A 16,519-nucleotide genomic window follows, 5' to 3' on the forward strand; every position below is an offset into this window, starting at 1 on the left:
TCACTCAATTCATTACAGTACCGAAACAACCATTCACCCAATCGCGCAAACATGTCTGGTCTTCACTCGCGACTTTGACTGCGGCGTTCAGGTCCGGTTGACCCGGCCATCCGGCATCCGTCACGGTCAAACCACCGCCGCTGCGCGTGCCTTCATAGCGGGGGATGACGTGGAAATGGACGTGGGGGTCGACCATCATCAGCATCAGATAGTTGATCTTGGCATAGCCCACGGCTTGCGTCAGCGCCGCTTCGATCGCCGCCGTCACCGCCTTGAGTTCGGCATGGGCCGCGCCGTCCAGATCGCCGAACGCGGTCGCGCCGCTCTTGGCCGCCAGCACCAGCGATCCCAGCGTCGGCTGGGCCGGGCGCAGCAGGACGACCCAATAGTCATAGTCCGCGATCAGGCTGTCGGGCCAGCCGAACTTTTTCATCGTCGCGTTCATGCCGTTGCCTCATCCATCCAGCTGACGATCGGACGACCCGATCGCTTGACTGCGTAGGCCTGCGCCAGCCGCACCGCATGGACGACCAGCGAAATCACCGTCCACCATGCCAGCGCGACCAGCCCGATGTCGGGCCGCCCGAAGAGCAGCGCGACGAACAGGATGACCATATTGGGATTGCGCCGTGCGGTGATCAGCCGGAACTGGCTGTCGAAGGGGCGCCAGACGTGGATGTCCATGCCGAAATCTTTCAGGAACATCCCCTCGATCAACCGTTGCAGCACATAGCCTGCGATGACCGCCGCCATGACCAGCGTGAAGGCCTGCCCCGAGAGCGACAGCCCCCATGCGGCCAGCCCGGTGCCCCAGAAATACCACCAGAAGGGCGGGTGGACCAGATCGACGCCATGGTCGATCACATTGCCCCATTTGGACGATGTGATGGTGCAGCGGGCCAGCTTTCCGTCCACCGTGTCCAGCACCATGAAGATGAAGCCGCACAGGAATCCGGTCCAGTACATCCCTTCGGCAAACAGGAATGTCGCGATCAAGCACAGGGTCACGCCGATCACCGACACCATGTTGGGCGTCATGCGCAACTGCGCCGCGATCCGCGTCAGCACCAGCGCCAGTTCGGGCCACAGATATTTGGTGAGCAGGTCGGTGACGCCCTTATACGCCCCGAAATAGCTGCGCCGTTCTATCTCTCGCCGGGTCGCAGGCGTGAGTTCGCGGACCATCGGCTGTTCCAGCTTGCGCAACTGGCGGTTGTAGAGTTTGCGCCCGTCCGACAGGTCGATGACGGTGGCGGCGGTCAGCGGATCGCTGTGCTGGGGGATATGCCCGACGATCGGCGTGCGGCCCCACACGAACAGCGTGCCGGGCGTTTCCAGCACCAGCCGCAACAGCAGCGGGTCGAACACATAGGCCAGATTGAAGAGCAGGGCATGGTCAGGGGCTAGTGTGCTGCCGGCCTTGGCTGAACTTTCAGCCATGCGGCGGCATCGTTCGGCGTTGGATATGCCCCAGATGGGGGTCCTGTTGTCGCCGATCAGGATGACCGGGCCAAGGGAGGTGGAGAGGATGTTGGTCATGACGATTGCCCAGCGAAATCTAGGATGATGTCGGCCTGCCGCACAGAGGCGGGGACCGGGGAGTGATCGATCGAATCCTGCATGGCCGCTTCCTGAGCAGCAACGAAGCCGGGTTGCAAGTCGAAGGCGCGCGCCAGGGCGGCCGGCAGGGCAGCGGCGTCATCTGTCACCTGCCCGAGTTTCCAGTGCGCAAAGGCGTCGTCCTGCGCATATGCACGTCCATCGAGGTTCAGGAAGATGCAGGGGCGCGGCTGGACGAGAAATTCATACACCTGGCTGGACACATCGCCCAGATAGACGTCGGCGCTCGTGGTATAGCTCATGTCGATGGAGTGCCGACTGCCCATGTCCACGCGGATATGGGGAGCGGCGCTGACGATCGGGGCGACATTGCGGGCCAATTTGGTGTGCGGTGCGATGATGACATTCCACCCGCGCAGCGATTCCAGCGCGGCCAGCATGGCGGGTCCATGGCGGACCCACGACGACAGGTTCCGGTCGAAATGCGGATTATAGAGCAGGACCGGATCATCATTGGCAAAGACGCGTAGTGGGGGCGCTTTCAGTTCGAACTTGGCATAGCCGCCCACCGCGACGGCTTGCGGCGCGCACAGGCCACGGTCGATCAGGCGGCGGCGGTCCTTGTCCCCTGCGACCAGGGTCAGGTCGAACGCGGCATGGCGCTTCTTATACCCGCCCTCACGGTCGCCCGCGCCATGTTTGATCAGGATCAGGCCAGACGAAAAGCCGGGCACGCGGCGCAACCACGCACTGGATATTTCCGTGGTAACCAAAATGGGAAAATGCGCGATGGTACGATAGTTCAGCAACAGCGTCGCAAGGCGCGAGGGTTGATGAAAAAGCGAGTCGCTGCGACCGGGCGGGCGCGTCAGTCGGACGATGCGCAGGCGCAGATCAGGATCGTAGCTGGTGACCAGATCCAAAATTCGGTCAGATGGGGAAAGAATGCTGACCCGTACGTCCGGGCGGCGCGCCAGTTCCAGTGCGGCAGGCAGCCAGTGATAGAGCTGCTGCGCTTCGGCAATGGCAAGAAAGGCGATGTCGATCGGCAATGGCGCGTCCCTAGCAGGCTTCCCGCTGACCTAGCGCGGATGGCGGCGCAAGCAAGTGCCCGATGGCGTTCCTGCCCGGCGAAACCGGTTGCAGCGGTGGCGGCAAGGGCAGAAACATTGTCTAGACGCTGGACCTTTGCAGATATTTTGTTATGCGGACCCCAAACCTGCAGACATCATCCCGAGAGGCTCGACGAGCGATGGCCGAATTTGCGTTGCCCAAGAACAGCAAGATCAGTGGCAAGGGTGTGAACCACCCTGCGCCTGCAGGTGCGACCAACGTGCGCAGCTTCAAGGTGTACCGCTACGATCCCGAATCGGGTCAAAATCCACGTTACGACACGTTCGAGATCGACCTCGACAGCTGCGGTCCGATGGTTCTGGACGCGCTGCTCAAGATCAAGAATGAATATGACCCCACGCTGACTTTCCGCCGGTCATGCCGCGAAGGCATTTGTGGTAGCTGTTCGATGAACATGAACGGCAAGAATGGTCTGGCCTGCACCACCGCGATCGACGAGTGCGCGGGCAAGGATGTGCGCATCACGCCCCTGCCGCACATGGACGTGATCAAGGATCTGGTGCCTGATTTCACCCATTTCTACGCGCAGTATAATTCGATCCAGCCCTGGCTGAAGACCGTGTCGCCCCCGCCATCGGGCAAGGAACGGCTCCAGTCGCCTGCGGATCGCGAGAAGCTGGACGGGCTGTACGAGTGCATCCTGTGCGCCTGCTGCTCGACCAGCTGCCCTTCCTATTGGTGGAACAGCGACAAGTTCCTTGGACCCGCGATCCTGTTGCAGGCCTATCGCTGGCTGGCGGACAGCCGCGATGAATTTACCGGCGACCGGCTGGATGAGCTGGAAGATCCCTTCCGCCTCTATCGCTGCCACACCATCATGAATTGCGCGAACGTCTGCCCCAAGGGTTTGTCCCCGGCCAAGGCGATCGCGGAAACCAAGAAGATGATGGTCGAGCGGCAGCTCTGATCGGCGTGAGTGATGGTGTTGCAGGTGGATCGCCGCTGACGGAAGGGCGTTGGGCGGGGTGGGTGCGCTGGTCGGACCCCACGCCCGACACGTTTTTGCAGGCGATCGGCACGGGCTATATGCGGTGCGAAGCGCCCGGTCGCGCACAGGTCGCTCTGGAAACGCGCTTTAGTCATCGCAATCGTCTCGATACGCTGCATGGCGGCTTCCTGGCCGCCTTTGCCGATCATGCCTATTTCGGCGGCCTGTGGATCATGGGCCACACCGCGCAGGTCAAAGGCGTGACGATCGACCTGTCGATGCAATATCTGGGGTCGGGCCGGGTCGGGCCGGACCTGATTGCGCAGGTGGAGTTGCTGCGCGAGACAGGGCGGCTGATGTTCATGCGGATGCTGCTGACGCAGGAGGGCGAGAGCATCGCGGCCTCCACCGCGACGGTCCGCAAGGTGTCGGTCGCACAGTGACCACCGTGCTGGCGCGATACAAGGCACTGGTCGCCGCTGGCGAACTGCGCGCCGACCCGGATCAGGAAGCGGGCGCGGTTCGGCTCGATGCGCTGCAACGCGAACTGGAAGCAACCCCGGCACGCGGATCGACCCTGTGGAAGCTGCTGCGCAAACAGCCTGAACCGCCCCGCGGCCTGTATATGTGGGGCGGCGTCGGGCGCGGAAAATCCATGTTGATGGATCTGTTTTACGATACCGTGCATGTCACGCGTAAGAAGCGGGCGCACTTCCATGAATTCATGCTGGACGTCCATGCGCGCCTGGCCGAAGCGCGCAAATCCGAAAGCGGCGATCCCATCCCGCCGGTAGTCGACTCGCTGGCCGAGGAAGCGCGGCTGCTGTGCTTTGACGAGATGGTCGTCAACAATATGGCCGACGCGGCGATCATGTCGCGACTGTTCACGGGCCTGCTGGAAAAGCGGGTGACGATCGTCACCACGTCGAACCGCGAACCCGACGAATTGTACAAGGACGGCCTCAACCGCCAGCTTTTCATGCCCTTCATCACGTTGATCAAGGACAAGCTGGACGTGATGACGCTGAACGGGCCGGTCGATTATCGGCGCGACCGTCTGGGTGACGCGACCCTGTGGCATTGCCCCAACGGGCAGGCGGCGACCGACGCGCTGAGCACGGCCTTCTTTCGCCTGACCGACTATCCGCCGTCCGATCGCGCCAATGTGCCGTCGGAGGATATCGCCGTGCAGGGCGGCCGCACGCTGCATGTGCCAAAAAGCCTGAAGGGCGTTGCGGTCTTTTCGTTCAAACGGCTATGTGCGGAGGCGCGCGGCGCACCGGACTATCTGGCGATCGCGCGCAAATATCATACGGTCATCCTTGTGGGCATCCCGGTGCTGGGGCCGGAGAACCGCAACGAAGCCGCACGTTTCGTGACGCTGATCGATTCCCTGTACGAATATAAGGTCAAGCTGCTGGTGTCCGCAGACGCCGAACCGACGCAACTTTATCCGCAGGGCGACGGCGCGTTTGAGTTCGAGCGAACCGTGTCGCGGCTGATGGAAATGCAGTCGGACGAATATCTGGCGCTGGGACACGGGCCGAAATAGAAATGCGGCCTGTTCCCGCCTGTGCGGGAACACGGCCTTTTTCCTCTACTCACCGCTGCATGGAATCCACCCGTCCGATGGCGCGTATGCCATTCATCAGGACGCAATCTTATGCTGGGAAAGAGGCCGGGTGCCATCGCGAAAGACAGCACCCGGCAGGATTGCTCTGCAGGGAAGGCTCGCTGGCCAGGGTAAGAGCCAGGAGCGACAGGGCATGAATCGGCCATAATGCAATTGCGAATGATTTGCAAAGATAAATTGGCGATATTGCCAGTCACAGGTTGAAACCCCCGTCCGAACGGCGTAGGCGAACCTGCAATTCCAGAATTAATGCCTTGGAGGATGACACGCATATGGCCCGTAACAAGATCGCGCTGATCGGCGCTGGCAATATCGGTGGAACGCTTGCCCATCTGGCGGCCCTGAAAGGGCTTGGCGACATCGTGATGTTCGACGTGGCTGAGGGCGTGCCGCAGGGCAAGGCGCTCGATCTGTCGCAATGCGCTTCGGTCGAGGGTTTCGATGCGAAGATCACCGGATCCAACGACTATGCCGACATTGCCGGCGCGGACGTGATCATCGTCACCGCTGGCGTTGCGCGCAAGCCGGGCATGAGCCGCGACGATCTGCTGGGCATCAACCTGAAAGTCATGAAGGCCGTGGGCGAGGGCATCGCCGCCAACGCGCCCGACGCTTTCGTCATCTGCATCACTAACCCGCTCGACGCGATGGTATGGGCGCTGCGCGAATTTTCTGGCCTGCCCCATAACAAGGTCGTTGGCATGGCGGGCGTACTGGACAGTTCGCGCTTCAACCATTTCCTGGCGGAAGAATTCAACGTGTCGGCCAAGGACGTCACCAGCTTCGTGCTCGGCGGCCATGGCGATACGATGGTCCCGGTCATCGAATATTCGACCGTCGCTGGCATCCCCATTCCCGACCTCATCAAGCAGGGCCGTTCGACGCAGGAGCGCATCGACGCCATCGTGCAGCGCACCCGTTCGGGCGGCGGTGAAATCGTCGCGCTGCTCAAGACCGGTTCGGCTTTCTATGCGCCCGCAACCAGCGCGATCGCGATGGCCGAAGCCTATCTGGGCGACAAGAAGCGCCTGCTGCCCTGCGCTGCCAACCTGACCGGCCAATATGGCATCGACAATCTCTATGTCGGCGTGCCTGTCATCATCGGCAAGGATGGCGTGGAACAGGTCATCGAAATCGAACTGAACGAGGAAGCCAAGGCGAACCTCACCGTGTCGGTCGACGCGGTCAAGGAATTGCTGGAAGCGTGCAAGGGCATCGACCCCAGCCTCGCCTGAATATAAAAGCTGCACCGTTCCGCTCCAGGTAAGTGCGCAGCCTGGAGCGGAACGCTTTTTATCAACTGCCACGTCCGCAGGAAAAAAGGGGCATTCATGTCCATTCTGGTGAACAAGAATACCAAGGTCATCACGCAGGGTATGACCGGCGCGACCGGCACCTTTCACACTGAGCAGGCGCTCGCTTATGGCACGCAGATGGTTGCCGGCGTGACGCCGGGCAAGGGTGGTTCGACCCATATCGGCCTGCCCATGTTCGACACCGTGCTGGAAGCCAAGACCAAGACCGGTGCAGATGCTTCGGTCGTCTATGTGCCGCCACCATTTGCGGCGGATTCGATCCTGGAAGCGATCGACGCGGAAATCCCGCTGATCATCTGCATCACCGAAGGCATCCCCGTTCTCGACATGGTCCGCGTCAAGCGGGCGCTGTCAGGCAGCAAGTCGCGCCTGATCGGCCCGAACTGCCCCGGCGTGCTGACCCCCAATGAATGCAAGATCGGCATCATGCCCGGCAGCATTTTCAAGGCGGGCAGCGTCGGCGTCGTGTCGCGCTCCGGCACGCTGACCTATGAAGCGGTGTTCCAGACGTCGAATGCTGGCCTGGGCCAGACCACGGCCGTCGGCATCGGCGGCGATCCGGTCAACGGCACCAACTTCATCGACGTGCTGGAACTGTTCCTGGCCGACGACGCAACCGAATCCATCATCATGATCGGTGAAATCGGCGGCGACGCGGAAGAACAGGCGGCGCAGTTCCTGATCGACGAAGCCAAGCGCGGCCGCAAGAAGCCGATGGCTGGCTTCATCGCCGGTCGCACGGCCCCTCCGGGTCGTCGCATGGGCCATGCCGGTGCGATCGTGTCGGGCGGAAAAGGCGACGCGGAAAGCAAGATCGCGGCGATGGAAGCGGCCGGGATCAAGGTCGCGGCCAGCCCATCGGAGCTTGGCACGACCCTGCTGGAAGTGTTGAAGGGCTAAATCAGGCCTGTATATGAAGCGGTCGGGCTGCACCCCGGCCGCTTGCTACCCCCGTTCCGCGACTGCACGCGGCTGGGATGGGACAAGAGACATGGGTTACGAGAACCAGGACTTCGAAATCGAGCAAGGTCCAAGCTGGGCCAGGCCCAACTGGCCGCTGACGGACACCGACGATCTGACCGGGGCATTGGACCCCACGCAGATGCAGGTCGCCGTCAAGAGCGCGGCCAAGGCACAGGGCAAGGCCGTGTCGGACGCCGACATCGCGCAGGCCGCCGAAGACGCGATCCGCGCGCAGATGCTGATCCGCACCTATCGCGTGCGCGGCCATCTTGCCGCCAATCTCGATCCACTGGGGCTGAACCGTCTCGACCTGCCCGCCGACCTGACGCCGGAATATCACGGGCTGACGTCGCTCGACAAGAAGGTGTTCCTGGGCGGTACGCTGGGCCTGCAATATGCGACCGTGGCGGAGATCGTCGCGATCCTGCGGGCCAATTATTGCGGCAATGTCGGCCTGGAATATATGCACATCGCCGACGTGGAGGAACGCCGTTTCCTGCAGGAACGGCTGGAAGGCAAGGACAAGGAAATCATCTTCACGCCTGAGGGCAAGAAGGCCATCCTGTCCAAGGTCATCCAGGGCGAGCAATATGAGAAATTCCTGGGCCGCAAATATGTAGGCACCAAGCGTTTCGGTCTGGACGGCGGCGAATCGATGATTCCCGCGCTCGAAGCGATCATCAAATATGGCGGCGCGCAGGGCGTGCGCGAAATCGTCTATGGCATGGCCCATCGTGGCCGCCTGAACGTGCTGGCCAACGTGCTGGCGAAGGGCTTCCGCGTCATCTTCCACGAATTTTCCGGCGGCACTGCCAACCCGGAAGATGTCGGCGGTTCGGGCGACGTGAAATATCATCTGGGCACGTCCACCGACCGCGAGTTCGACGGCATCAAGGTGCATATGTCGCTCGTCCCCAATCCGTCGCATCTGGAAACCGTCGATCCGGTGGTGCTGGGCAAGGTGCGCGCGCAGCAGACGTTCCGCGACGACCTGAGCAAGCATGAGCAGGTTCTGCCCGTGCTGATCCACGGCGACGCGGCGTTCGCCGGGCAGGGCATCGTTTGGGAATGCCTCGGCTTTTCCGGCGTCAAGGGTTACAATACCGGCGGCTGCATCCACTTCATCGTCAACAACCAGATCGGTTTCACGACCAGCCCGCAATTTTCGCGCGGATCGCCCTATCCCAGCGATGTGGCCAAGGGCGTTCAGGCGCCGATCCTGCACGTCAATGGCGACGATCCTGAGGCAGTGACTTTCGCATGCAAGCTGGCGATCGAATATCGCCAGACCTTCCACCGTGACATCGTGATCGACATGTGGTGCTATCGCCGCTTCGGTCATAACGAAGGCGACGAACCGTCCTTCACCCAGCCGCAGATGTACGCGAAAATCCGCCAGCATCCGCCGGTCAGCGACATCTATTCCGCGCGGCTGAAGGCCGAAGGCGTCATCGACGACGCCTATGCGGGACAGGTGACGAGCGATTTCGTCAGCCATCTGGAAGACGAGTTCGAAGCGTCCAAAAGCTACAAGGCCAACAAGGCCGACTGGTTCGCTGGTCGCTGGTCGGGCCTGCACAAGCCCGCCGATGCCGAAACGGGTCGCCAGAGCGTGGAGTCGGCGATCACGCCCAAGCTGTTCGACAGCCTGGGCAAGACGTTGACCACGGTTCCGCAGGGCCATGTCGTCCACAAGACGTTGCAGCGCGTGCTGGATGCCAAGGCGGAGATGTTCAAAAGCGGCGCGAATTTCGACTGGGCGACCGGCGAAGCGCTGGCGTTCGGATCGCTGTTGTCGGAAGGCTATGGCGTGCGTCTGTCGGGGCAGGATTCGGGTCGCGGCACGTTCAGTCAGCGGCATTCGGTCTGGGTCGATCAGAATAGCGAGCAGAAATATATCCCGCTCGCCACCGTGCCACATGGCCGGTTCGACGTGCTGGACAGCCCGCTGTCGGAATATGGCGTGCTGGGCTTTGAATATGGCTATGCACTGGCCGACCCCAAGTCGCTGGTGCTGTGGGAAGCGCAGTTTGGCGATTTCGCCAACGGCGCGCAGATCATCTTCGATCAGTATATTGCGTCGTCGGAGACGAAGTGGCTGCGCTCCAACGGCCTCGTTTGCCTGTTGCCGCATGGCTATGAAGGGCAGGGACCAGAGCATAGTTCGGCGCGTCTGGAACGGTTCCTGCAACTATGTGCGGAAGGGAATATTCAGGTCGCCAACATCACGACCCCGGCCAATTACTTCCACGTCCTGCGTCGCCAGATGCTGCGCCCGTTCCGCAAGCCGTTGATCATCATGACGCCCAAGTCGCTGCTGCGGCACAAGCTGGCGGTGAGCAAGGCCGAGGATTTTCAGGGCAATACGCATTTCCAGCGCATCCTGTCCGACACCAACCCGGCGGCGGACGCGGATACCAGGCGCGTGGTTCTGTGTTCGGGCAAAGTGTCCTACGACCTGATCGAGGCACGCGACGCTGCTGGCGACAAGCACACCCAGATCATACGGATCGAGCAGCTTTATCCTTTCCCGACAGAGGCTTTGACCGCACGTCTGGAAAAAATGCCCAAGCTGGAAGAAGTGATCTGGTGCCAGGAAGAGCCGCGCAACAATGGCGCGTGGTTCCATGTCGAACCCTATATCGAGGAAGCACTGGCGGATGCCGGCCGGTCGCCCATGCGTGCCCGCTATGCTGGCCGCAAGGCATCGGCGTCGCCCGCCACCGGCCTTGCCAAGCGGCACGTCGCCGAACAGGGTGCTCTCGTTGCCGATGCGCTGGGTCACAGCGTCCGTGAAGAAATCCGTCGCCAGAAGAAAGGCTGAACAAGCTCATGGCTACCGAAGTCAAAGTCCCAACATTGGGCGAATCCGTTACCGAAGCAACCGTGGGCCAGTGGCTCAAAAAGCCCGGTGAGGCCGTCGCGCTCGACGAACCCATCGTCAGCCTCGAAACCGACAAGGTGGCCGTCGACGTGCCATCGCCAGTGGCAGGCACGCTGGGCGATGTAGTCGCCAAGGAAGGCGATACCGTCAATGTTGGCGCGCTGCTGGCTTATGTGAACGAGGGCGCCGCAGCATCGGCCGCGCCTGCCGCTGCCCCCGCAGCAGCAGCCCCGGCGGCGAAGGCAGAGGCCGCGGCTCCCGCGCCTGCCGCATCCGCGCCCGCCCCGGCGGATGAGGATGATGGCGGCAATCTGACGCTATCCCCCGCCGTGCGCCGCATGGTGCTTGAACATGGTCTGGACCCCAGCAAGATCAAAGGCACCGGCAAGGACGGTCGCCTGACACGCGATGACGTCACCGCGGCTGTCGCAGCCGGAACGGCGAAGGCTGCTGCGTCGGCGCCCGCCGCTGCCGCACCTGCCGCCGCCGCGCCTGCCGCTGGCCCAAGCCGAGCGCAGGAACGGGTCAAGATGACGCGCCTGCGCCAGACCGTCGCCAAGCGGCTGAAGGAAGCGCAGAACACCGCCGCGCTGCTGACCACCTATAACGACGTCGACATGACCAACATCATCGAGGCGCGCGCGAAATATAAGGATCTGTTCGAGAAGAAACATGGCGTCCGTCTGGGCTTCATGGGCTTCTTCACCAAGGCGGTCTGCATGGCGCTTCGCGACATTCCGGGCGTCAATGCGCAGATCGAAGGCGACGAGATCGTCTATAACGATTTCTGCGACATCTCGGTCGCCGTGTCGGCCCCGACCGGCCTGGTCGTTCCGGTCATCCGCAACGCGGAAACGCTGAGCGTGGCTGACATCGAAAAGACGATCGGCGGCTTTGGCAAGAAGGCCAAGGAAGGCAAGCTGACGATGGAAGATATGAAGGGCGGCACCTTCACCATCTCCAACGGCGGCGTGTTCGGTTCGCTGCTGTCCAGCCCGATCATCAACCCGCCCCAGTCGGCGGTTCTGGGTCTGCACCGCATCGAGGAACGCCCGGTCGTCCGCAATGGCCAGATCGTGGCGCGTCCGATGATGTATCTGGCGCTCAGCTACGACCATCGCATGGTTGACGGTCGCGAAGCGGTGACGTTCCTGGTCGCGGTCAAGAACGCGATCGAGGATCCGACCCGCCTTCTGATCGACCTGTAAGCAACAAGCGCAGCATGAGAGGAAATGGAATGAAGAGACTGGCTGCTTTCGCCGCGATGGCGCTTTCCGTTCCTGCCGCTCATGCCGCCAGTTGCGACGCCCCGCGTCCCGGTTTCGACAATGTCTATTGCTTCGCCAAAGTCTATATGGACCTGGATCGGCAGTTGAACGACAATTATGTTGCGCTGATGCGCTTGCTCAAACCGGCCGACAAAGTGGTTTTGCGGGACGGGCAGCGCGGATGGATAGCGATGCGGGACAAGCAATGCTATCGCTCCGAAGGCAACAGCAACGCCGTCAACATCGATTGCGCACTTGCGACAACGCGCAGCCGTATCCAGTTCCTGTCGGATCGTTTGGCCGAATGTCGTGGCACCAGCTGCAATGTGAGCAGGCTGGGCCGCGTAGGAGATTCTTAAATGAGTGAGTTCGATTATGACGTCCTGGTGATCGGTTCCGGTCCCGGCGGCTATGTCGCTGCGATCCGGGCGGCGCAATTGGGTCTCAAGACCGCGTGCGCCGAAAGCCGGGACACGTTGGGCGGCACCTGCCTCAATGTCGGCTGCATCCCGTCCAAGGCGATGCTGCATGCCTCGGAACTCTATGACGAAGCGGCCAATGGCACGCTGGCCAAGCTGGGCGTCAAGATCGACCAGATGAGCCTGGACCTGCCCACCATGCAGGGCCAGCGCATCGACGCGGTCAAGGGGCTGACCGGCGGCATCGAATTTCTGTTCAAGAAGAACAAGGTCACCTGGCTCAAGGGTCTGGCCAGCTTCACCGGCGCGAACAGCGTCGAGGTGGCGGGCGAAAAGGTGACGGCGAAGAATATCGTCATCGCGACGGGTTCGTCGGTCGCGACCCTGCCCGGCGTGGCCGTGGACAATGCAGCCGGTAGAATCGTCGATTCGACCGGCGCGCTGGAGCTGGCCAAGGTGCCCGGCCACCTGGTCGTCATTGGCGGTGGCGTCATCGGTCTGGAACTGGGTTCGGTGTGGAAGCGGCTGGGCGCGAAGGTCACGGTCGTGGAATATCTCGACCAGATCCTGCCCGGCATGGACGGTGAAGTCCGCAAGGAAGCCAACAAGATGTTCAAGAAGCAGGGCTTCGAATATCTGTTGAGCACCAAGGTGACGGGCGCGGAAGTGGTGGGCGAAGGCGTCAAGCTGACCGTCGAGCCGGCCGCTGGCGGCGCTGCCGAGACGATCGAGGCGGACGTCGTTCTGGTGTCCATCGGCCGTCGTCCCAACACAGATGGTCTGGGCCTCGACAAGATCGGGCTGGAGGTCAATGCGCGCGGCCAGATCGAAACCGATCATGAATTCGGCACAAAGGTGGCGGGCGTGTGGGCGATCGGCGACGTCATTCCCGGTCCGATGCTGGCGCATAAGGCCGAGGATGAAGGCATTGCCGTTGCGGAGAATATTGCTGGCCTGACCGGCATCGTGAACCACGCTATCATCCCGTCGGTCGTCTATACCAAACCGGAAATCGCGGGCGTTGGCCTGACCGAAGAGCAAGCCAAGGAAAAGGGCGCGATCAAGGTCGGGAAATTCCCGATGATGGCCAACAGCCGCGCCAAGACCAATCATGAGCCGGACGGCTTTGTGAAGATCATTGCAGACGCGGAAACCGACAAGGTGCTGGGCGTGTGGATCATCGCCGTGCCTGCTGGCACGATGATCGCGCAGGCCGCGCAGGCCATGGAATTTGGCGCGTCGAGCGAGGACATCGCCTACACCTGCCACGCGCATCCCACGCATAGCGAAGCGATCAAGGAAGCGGCGATGGCCGTCACGGGTAAGCCGATCCATATGTGATCGGCTGACGATCGCTCTACAGACAGGGAAGGCCTCCGGTTTCGGAGGCCTTTTTTGCATGTGATTGGGACCTGATATTATGTGGCGTTGCACCGCGTCCGTTCGTTTCGAGCGAAGTCGAGAAACTTAGCACGGCGCTATCAGCTTCTCGACTTCGCTCGAAGCGAACGGATTAAGGTGAAGTCATTATGGTCCAAGGACTAGAAATTCGGGCGACGCTTTCCCCGAAATGCCGCTACCCCCTCCGCAAAGTCGGGCAACGTAAAGGCATCGCGGAACAGGGCGAGCGTGGTGTCATCATCATCGGCCTGACCGTCGAGGATGCGGCGTATGATGGCCTTGGACGATCGCACGCTATGTTGGGCGTTGGCCGCGATCGTTGCGGCGAGATCCCTGGCGGCGGCGAGCGGATCGTCGGCGATCTGGTCGATCAGGCCGATCGACAGCGCGTCGTCCGCATGATGCAAGGCACCGGTAAACAGCACCCGCCTGGCTCTCGCCGGGCCGATCAGATCGACCAGCAATTTCGTGTCGAACAGCGAATAGACGATGCCCAGTCTGGCTGGCGTGATTCCCAGCCGCGCCGTGGGCGCAGCGATGCGTATATCGCATGCGATGGCGAGGCCGCATCCGCCACCCACGCAGTCCCCGTCGATCGCCGCGATCACCGGCTTTGGCGCATGGGCCAGCGCATATTGGCTGGCGCGGATCGCGGCCTGATTGGCGACGCGCCAGTCCGGGTCGGACGAGCATGTCGCAAATTCGTCTATGTCGGCTCCGGCGCAAAACAGCCCCGGCGTCGCCGATGTCAGAATGAGGGTGCGGATGGCTGCATCAGCCATGGCCTCTGCGACGAGGTGGGGCAGTTCTTGCCACATCGCCTGCGTCATGGCGTTGCGCCGTGCCGGTCGATCGATCGTCAGGCGTGCGATCGCGCCGTCACGTTCGAGGTGCAGCGTCATGACGGCCAGTTTTCCAGCAGAGGAAGCAGTTCGTCATAATGGTCGATAACGGCGTCGGCCTCCAGGTCTTCGACCGGGCCGTCGAGGAAGCCGAAGCTGACGGCAATGCTGGGTATGCCCGCGTTGCGCGCGCTTGCAATATCGTTGATCGTGTCGCCCAGGAAAATTGCGCGCCCGCCCCCCGATCGCTCGATCATGGCATGGATCGGCGCGGGGTCTGGCTTCGATATGCCTACAGTGTCTCCGCCGATGATCGCGGCGAAGCGATCCGACAGTCCGATCTGATCCATCAGCGGGATGGTGAAGCGTTCGGCCTTGTTGGTGCAGATGGCCAGTTTGACGCCCGCCGCACTCAGCGCGTCCATGGCGACGATCAGGCCGGGATAGGGGACGGAATGGATGGCCAGATTCTGCTGATAATGGTCGAGCAGCACGGGCAGCAGTTGTTCCAGCATGGCATCGTCATAACCGCCGGATGCGTCCAGCGCGCGTTCCAGCATGACCCGCGCGCCTTTACCCACGAAGGGGTGGATCGACGCGACCGGGAAGGGTGGACGATCGATGGTCGCGATGGCGTGATTGACCGCTGCGGCCAGATCGCCGCTGGTGTCGATCAGGGTGCCGTCGAGATCGAAGCCGACAATGTCGAAAGGAAAGCGTGCCATGGGGCAATCCATGCCGTGTGGGCGGTGGCAAAGGCAAGTCAAACATGGCAGAGAGCGGATCGATTATCGCTTCGATCGAGGTTCCTATCACCGTGACTTCTCCCCGCCCGCTCGCCGTCATCATCCTTGCCGCCGGGCAGGGGACTCGCATGAAATCGGCTATGCACAAGGTGTTGCATCCCATCGCCGGGCGGCCGATGCTGTTACATCTGCTGGCGAACGTGGCGGCGCTCCATCCAGAGCGTCAGGTCGTCGTCGTGGGGGCCGGGCGCGATCAGGTGGAAAAGGCGGTTGAGGGCACCGGCGCTGTGATCGCGGTGCAGGATGCGCAATTGGGGACGGGTCATGCGGTCGCTCAGGCGCATGACGCGCTGGCCGGGTTCGCAGGCGATGTGCTGATCCTCTACGGTGACGTGCCGCTGGTGCGGGCCGAAACGATGAAGGCCATGATCGACCGGCTGAACCGTGGCGATGAACCACGTGCCGTCGTGCTGGGGTTTCGTCCAGATGATGCCGCTGCCTATGGCCGGATCATCGCCGATGGGCAGGGCATCATCGAAAAAATGGTCGAGTATAAGGATGCCAGCGAAGCCGAGCGCGCCGTCACTTTGTGCAACAGCGGCCTGATGGCGGTGCGCTCGACCGACCTGTTCATATTGCTGGACCAGATCGGCAACGACAACGCGGCGGGAGAATATTATCTCCCTGATATCATCATGTTACCCGGCGCACCCAGCGCGGTGATTGAAACCGACGCCTGGGAAGTGGCTGGCGTGAACAGCCGGGTCGAACAGGCGCAGGTCGAGGCGCAATGGCAGGCCCGCCGCCGGATCGAAGCGATGCGCGACGGCGTGACGCTGATCGCGCCGGACACTGTATTTTTCAGCCACGACACCGTGCTGGGCCGTGACGTCATAGTCGAGCCACATGTGGTGTTCGCTCAGGAAGTTACCATTGCCGATGACGTGGTAATCCACGCCTTTTCGCATCTTGAAGGCGCGCGGGTGGAACGCGGCGCGCAGATCGGTCCCTATGCGCGGCTGCGTCCCGGCGCGCAGATTGGGGCGAAGGCAAAGGTCGGCAATTTCGTCGAGATCAAGAAGGCGACATTGGGCGAAGGCGCAAAGGTCAATCATCTGTCCTATATCGGCGACGCCAGCATCGGGGCGGCGGCGAATATTGGCGCGGGCGTCATTACCTGCAACTATGACGGCTTCTTCAAATATCGCACGGACATTGGCGCGGGAGCCTTCATCGGGTCCAACAGCGCGCTGGTCGCTCCCGCCAGTATCGGCGAAGGCGCGATCGTGGCGGCGGGTAGCGTTGTGACGAAGCCGGTGGCGGCGGACGCACTGTGCCTGGTACGGCCCGATCAGGTCGACAAGCCGGGATGGGCCAAGCGTTTTCGTGAACGGATGAAGACAAGGAAGGCGAACAAGGCTTGAG

15 protein-coding genes are annotated in these 16,519 nt (G+C 62.1%); 10 read left to right on the top strand and 5 right to left on the bottom strand.

The features are described from left to right. Nucleotides 1–4: 4 nt before the first annotated feature. Genes WA070_RS18680 through WA070_RS18690 form a run of 3 tightly spaced genes read right to left on the bottom strand, consistent with a single transcriptional unit; the run spans nt 5 to nt 2,612 of the window. A complete protein-coding gene (locus WA070_RS18680) occupies nt 5–445 on the bottom strand; it encodes an HIT family protein (protein ID WP_422635398.1) in 441 nt (146 codons plus the stop codon). Continuing rightward, nucleotides 442–1,539, bottom strand: a complete 1,098-nt coding sequence (locus WA070_RS18685; RefSeq protein WP_422635399.1) for a CDP-alcohol phosphatidyltransferase family protein — start codon at nt 1,537–1,539, stop codon at nt 442–444. The genes WA070_RS18680 and WA070_RS18685 overlap by 4 nt, the downstream gene beginning before the upstream one ends. Further along, nucleotides 1,536–2,612 carry a glycosyl transferase gene (locus WA070_RS18690; protein ID WP_422635400.1) on the bottom strand — a complete coding sequence of 359 codons (1,077 nt, stop codon included), beginning with the start codon at nt 2,610–2,612 and terminating at the stop codon, nt 1,536–1,538. Before WA070_RS18690 ends, WA070_RS18685 begins: the two co-directional genes overlap by 4 nt. A gap of 200 nt (nt 2,613–2,812) precedes the next feature. Here WA070_RS18690 and WA070_RS18695 point away from each other — a divergent pair, with 200 nt between their 5' ends. The 9 genes from WA070_RS18695 (at nt 2,813) to lpdA (ending at nt 13,446) form a co-directional block, all read left to right on the top strand. Beyond that, complete coding sequence (locus tag WA070_RS18695; protein ID WP_422635401.1) at nt 2,813–3,601, top strand: succinate dehydrogenase iron-sulfur subunit; 789 nt, start codon at nt 2,813–2,815, stop codon at nt 3,599–3,601. A 5-nt stretch (nt 3,602–3,606) separates the two neighbouring features. Then, the gene (locus WA070_RS18700; RefSeq protein WP_422635402.1) at nt 3,607–4,065 is read left to right on the top strand and encodes a PaaI family thioesterase; all 459 of its coding nucleotides are present in this window, start codon (nt 3,607–3,609) and stop codon (nt 4,063–4,065) included. Then, on the top strand, nt 4,062–5,174 hold the full coding sequence (gene zapE / locus WA070_RS18705) for a cell division protein ZapE (protein ID WP_422635403.1): 1,113 nt from the start codon (nt 4,062–4,064) through the stop codon (nt 5,172–5,174). Before WA070_RS18700 ends, zapE begins: the two co-directional genes overlap by 4 nt. A 353-nt stretch (nt 5,175–5,527) precedes the next feature. Further along, on the top strand, nt 5,528–6,490 hold the full coding sequence (gene mdh, locus WA070_RS18710) for a malate dehydrogenase (RefSeq protein WP_422635404.1): 963 nt from the start codon (nt 5,528–5,530) through the stop codon (nt 6,488–6,490). Between the two features lie 96 nt (nt 6,491–6,586). Next, a complete protein-coding gene (gene sucD, locus WA070_RS18715) occupies nt 6,587–7,471 on the top strand; it encodes a succinate--CoA ligase subunit alpha (RefSeq protein ID WP_119745596.1) in 885 nt (294 codons plus the stop codon). Between the two features lie 91 nt (nt 7,472–7,562). Next, the gene (locus tag WA070_RS18720) at nt 7,563–10,358 is read left to right on the top strand and encodes a 2-oxoglutarate dehydrogenase E1 component (protein ID WP_422635405.1); all 2,796 of its coding nucleotides are present in this window, start codon (nt 7,563–7,565) and stop codon (nt 10,356–10,358) included. Between the two features lie 8 nt (nt 10,359–10,366). After that, nucleotides 10,367–11,626, top strand: a complete 1,260-nt coding sequence (gene odhB, locus WA070_RS18725; protein ID WP_422635406.1) for a 2-oxoglutarate dehydrogenase complex dihydrolipoyllysine-residue succinyltransferase — start codon at nt 10,367–10,369, stop codon at nt 11,624–11,626. A 29-nt stretch (nt 11,627–11,655) separates the two neighbouring features. Continuing rightward, nucleotides 11,656–12,045, top strand: coding sequence for a lysozyme inhibitor LprI family protein (locus WA070_RS18730; RefSeq protein ID WP_422635407.1), 390 nt, complete (start codon nt 11,656–11,658; stop codon nt 12,043–12,045). Next, a complete protein-coding gene (gene lpdA, locus WA070_RS18735; protein WP_422635408.1) occupies nt 12,046–13,446 on the top strand; it encodes a dihydrolipoyl dehydrogenase in 1,401 nt (466 codons plus the stop codon). A 200-nt stretch (nt 13,447–13,646) separates the two neighbouring features. Here the strand turns inward: lpdA and WA070_RS18740 are convergent, their stop codons facing one another. Continuing rightward, the gene (locus WA070_RS18740) at nt 13,647–14,408 is read right to left on the bottom strand and encodes an enoyl-CoA hydratase/isomerase family protein (RefSeq protein WP_422635409.1); all 762 of its coding nucleotides are present in this window, start codon (nt 14,406–14,408) and stop codon (nt 13,647–13,649) included. Beyond that, a complete protein-coding gene (gene gph, locus WA070_RS18745; protein ID WP_422635410.1) occupies nt 14,405–15,073 on the bottom strand; it encodes a phosphoglycolate phosphatase in 669 nt (222 codons plus the stop codon). Before gph ends, WA070_RS18740 begins: the two co-directional genes overlap by 4 nt. A gap of 44 nt (nt 15,074–15,117) precedes the next feature. Here gph and glmU point away from each other — a divergent pair, with 44 nt between their 5' ends. Then, nucleotides 15,118–16,518: a bifunctional UDP-N-acetylglucosamine diphosphorylase/glucosamine-1-phosphate N-acetyltransferase GlmU gene (gene glmU / locus WA070_RS18750; protein ID WP_422635411.1), complete on the top strand. Its 1,401-nt coding sequence runs from the start codon at nt 15,118–15,120 to the stop codon at nt 16,516–16,518. Nucleotide 16,519 lies beyond the last annotated feature (1 nt).

It is taken from the genome of Sphingobium sp., from assembly GCF_049304695.1.
Classification (GTDB): domain Bacteria; phylum Pseudomonadota; class Alphaproteobacteria; order Sphingomonadales; family Sphingomonadaceae; genus Sphingobium.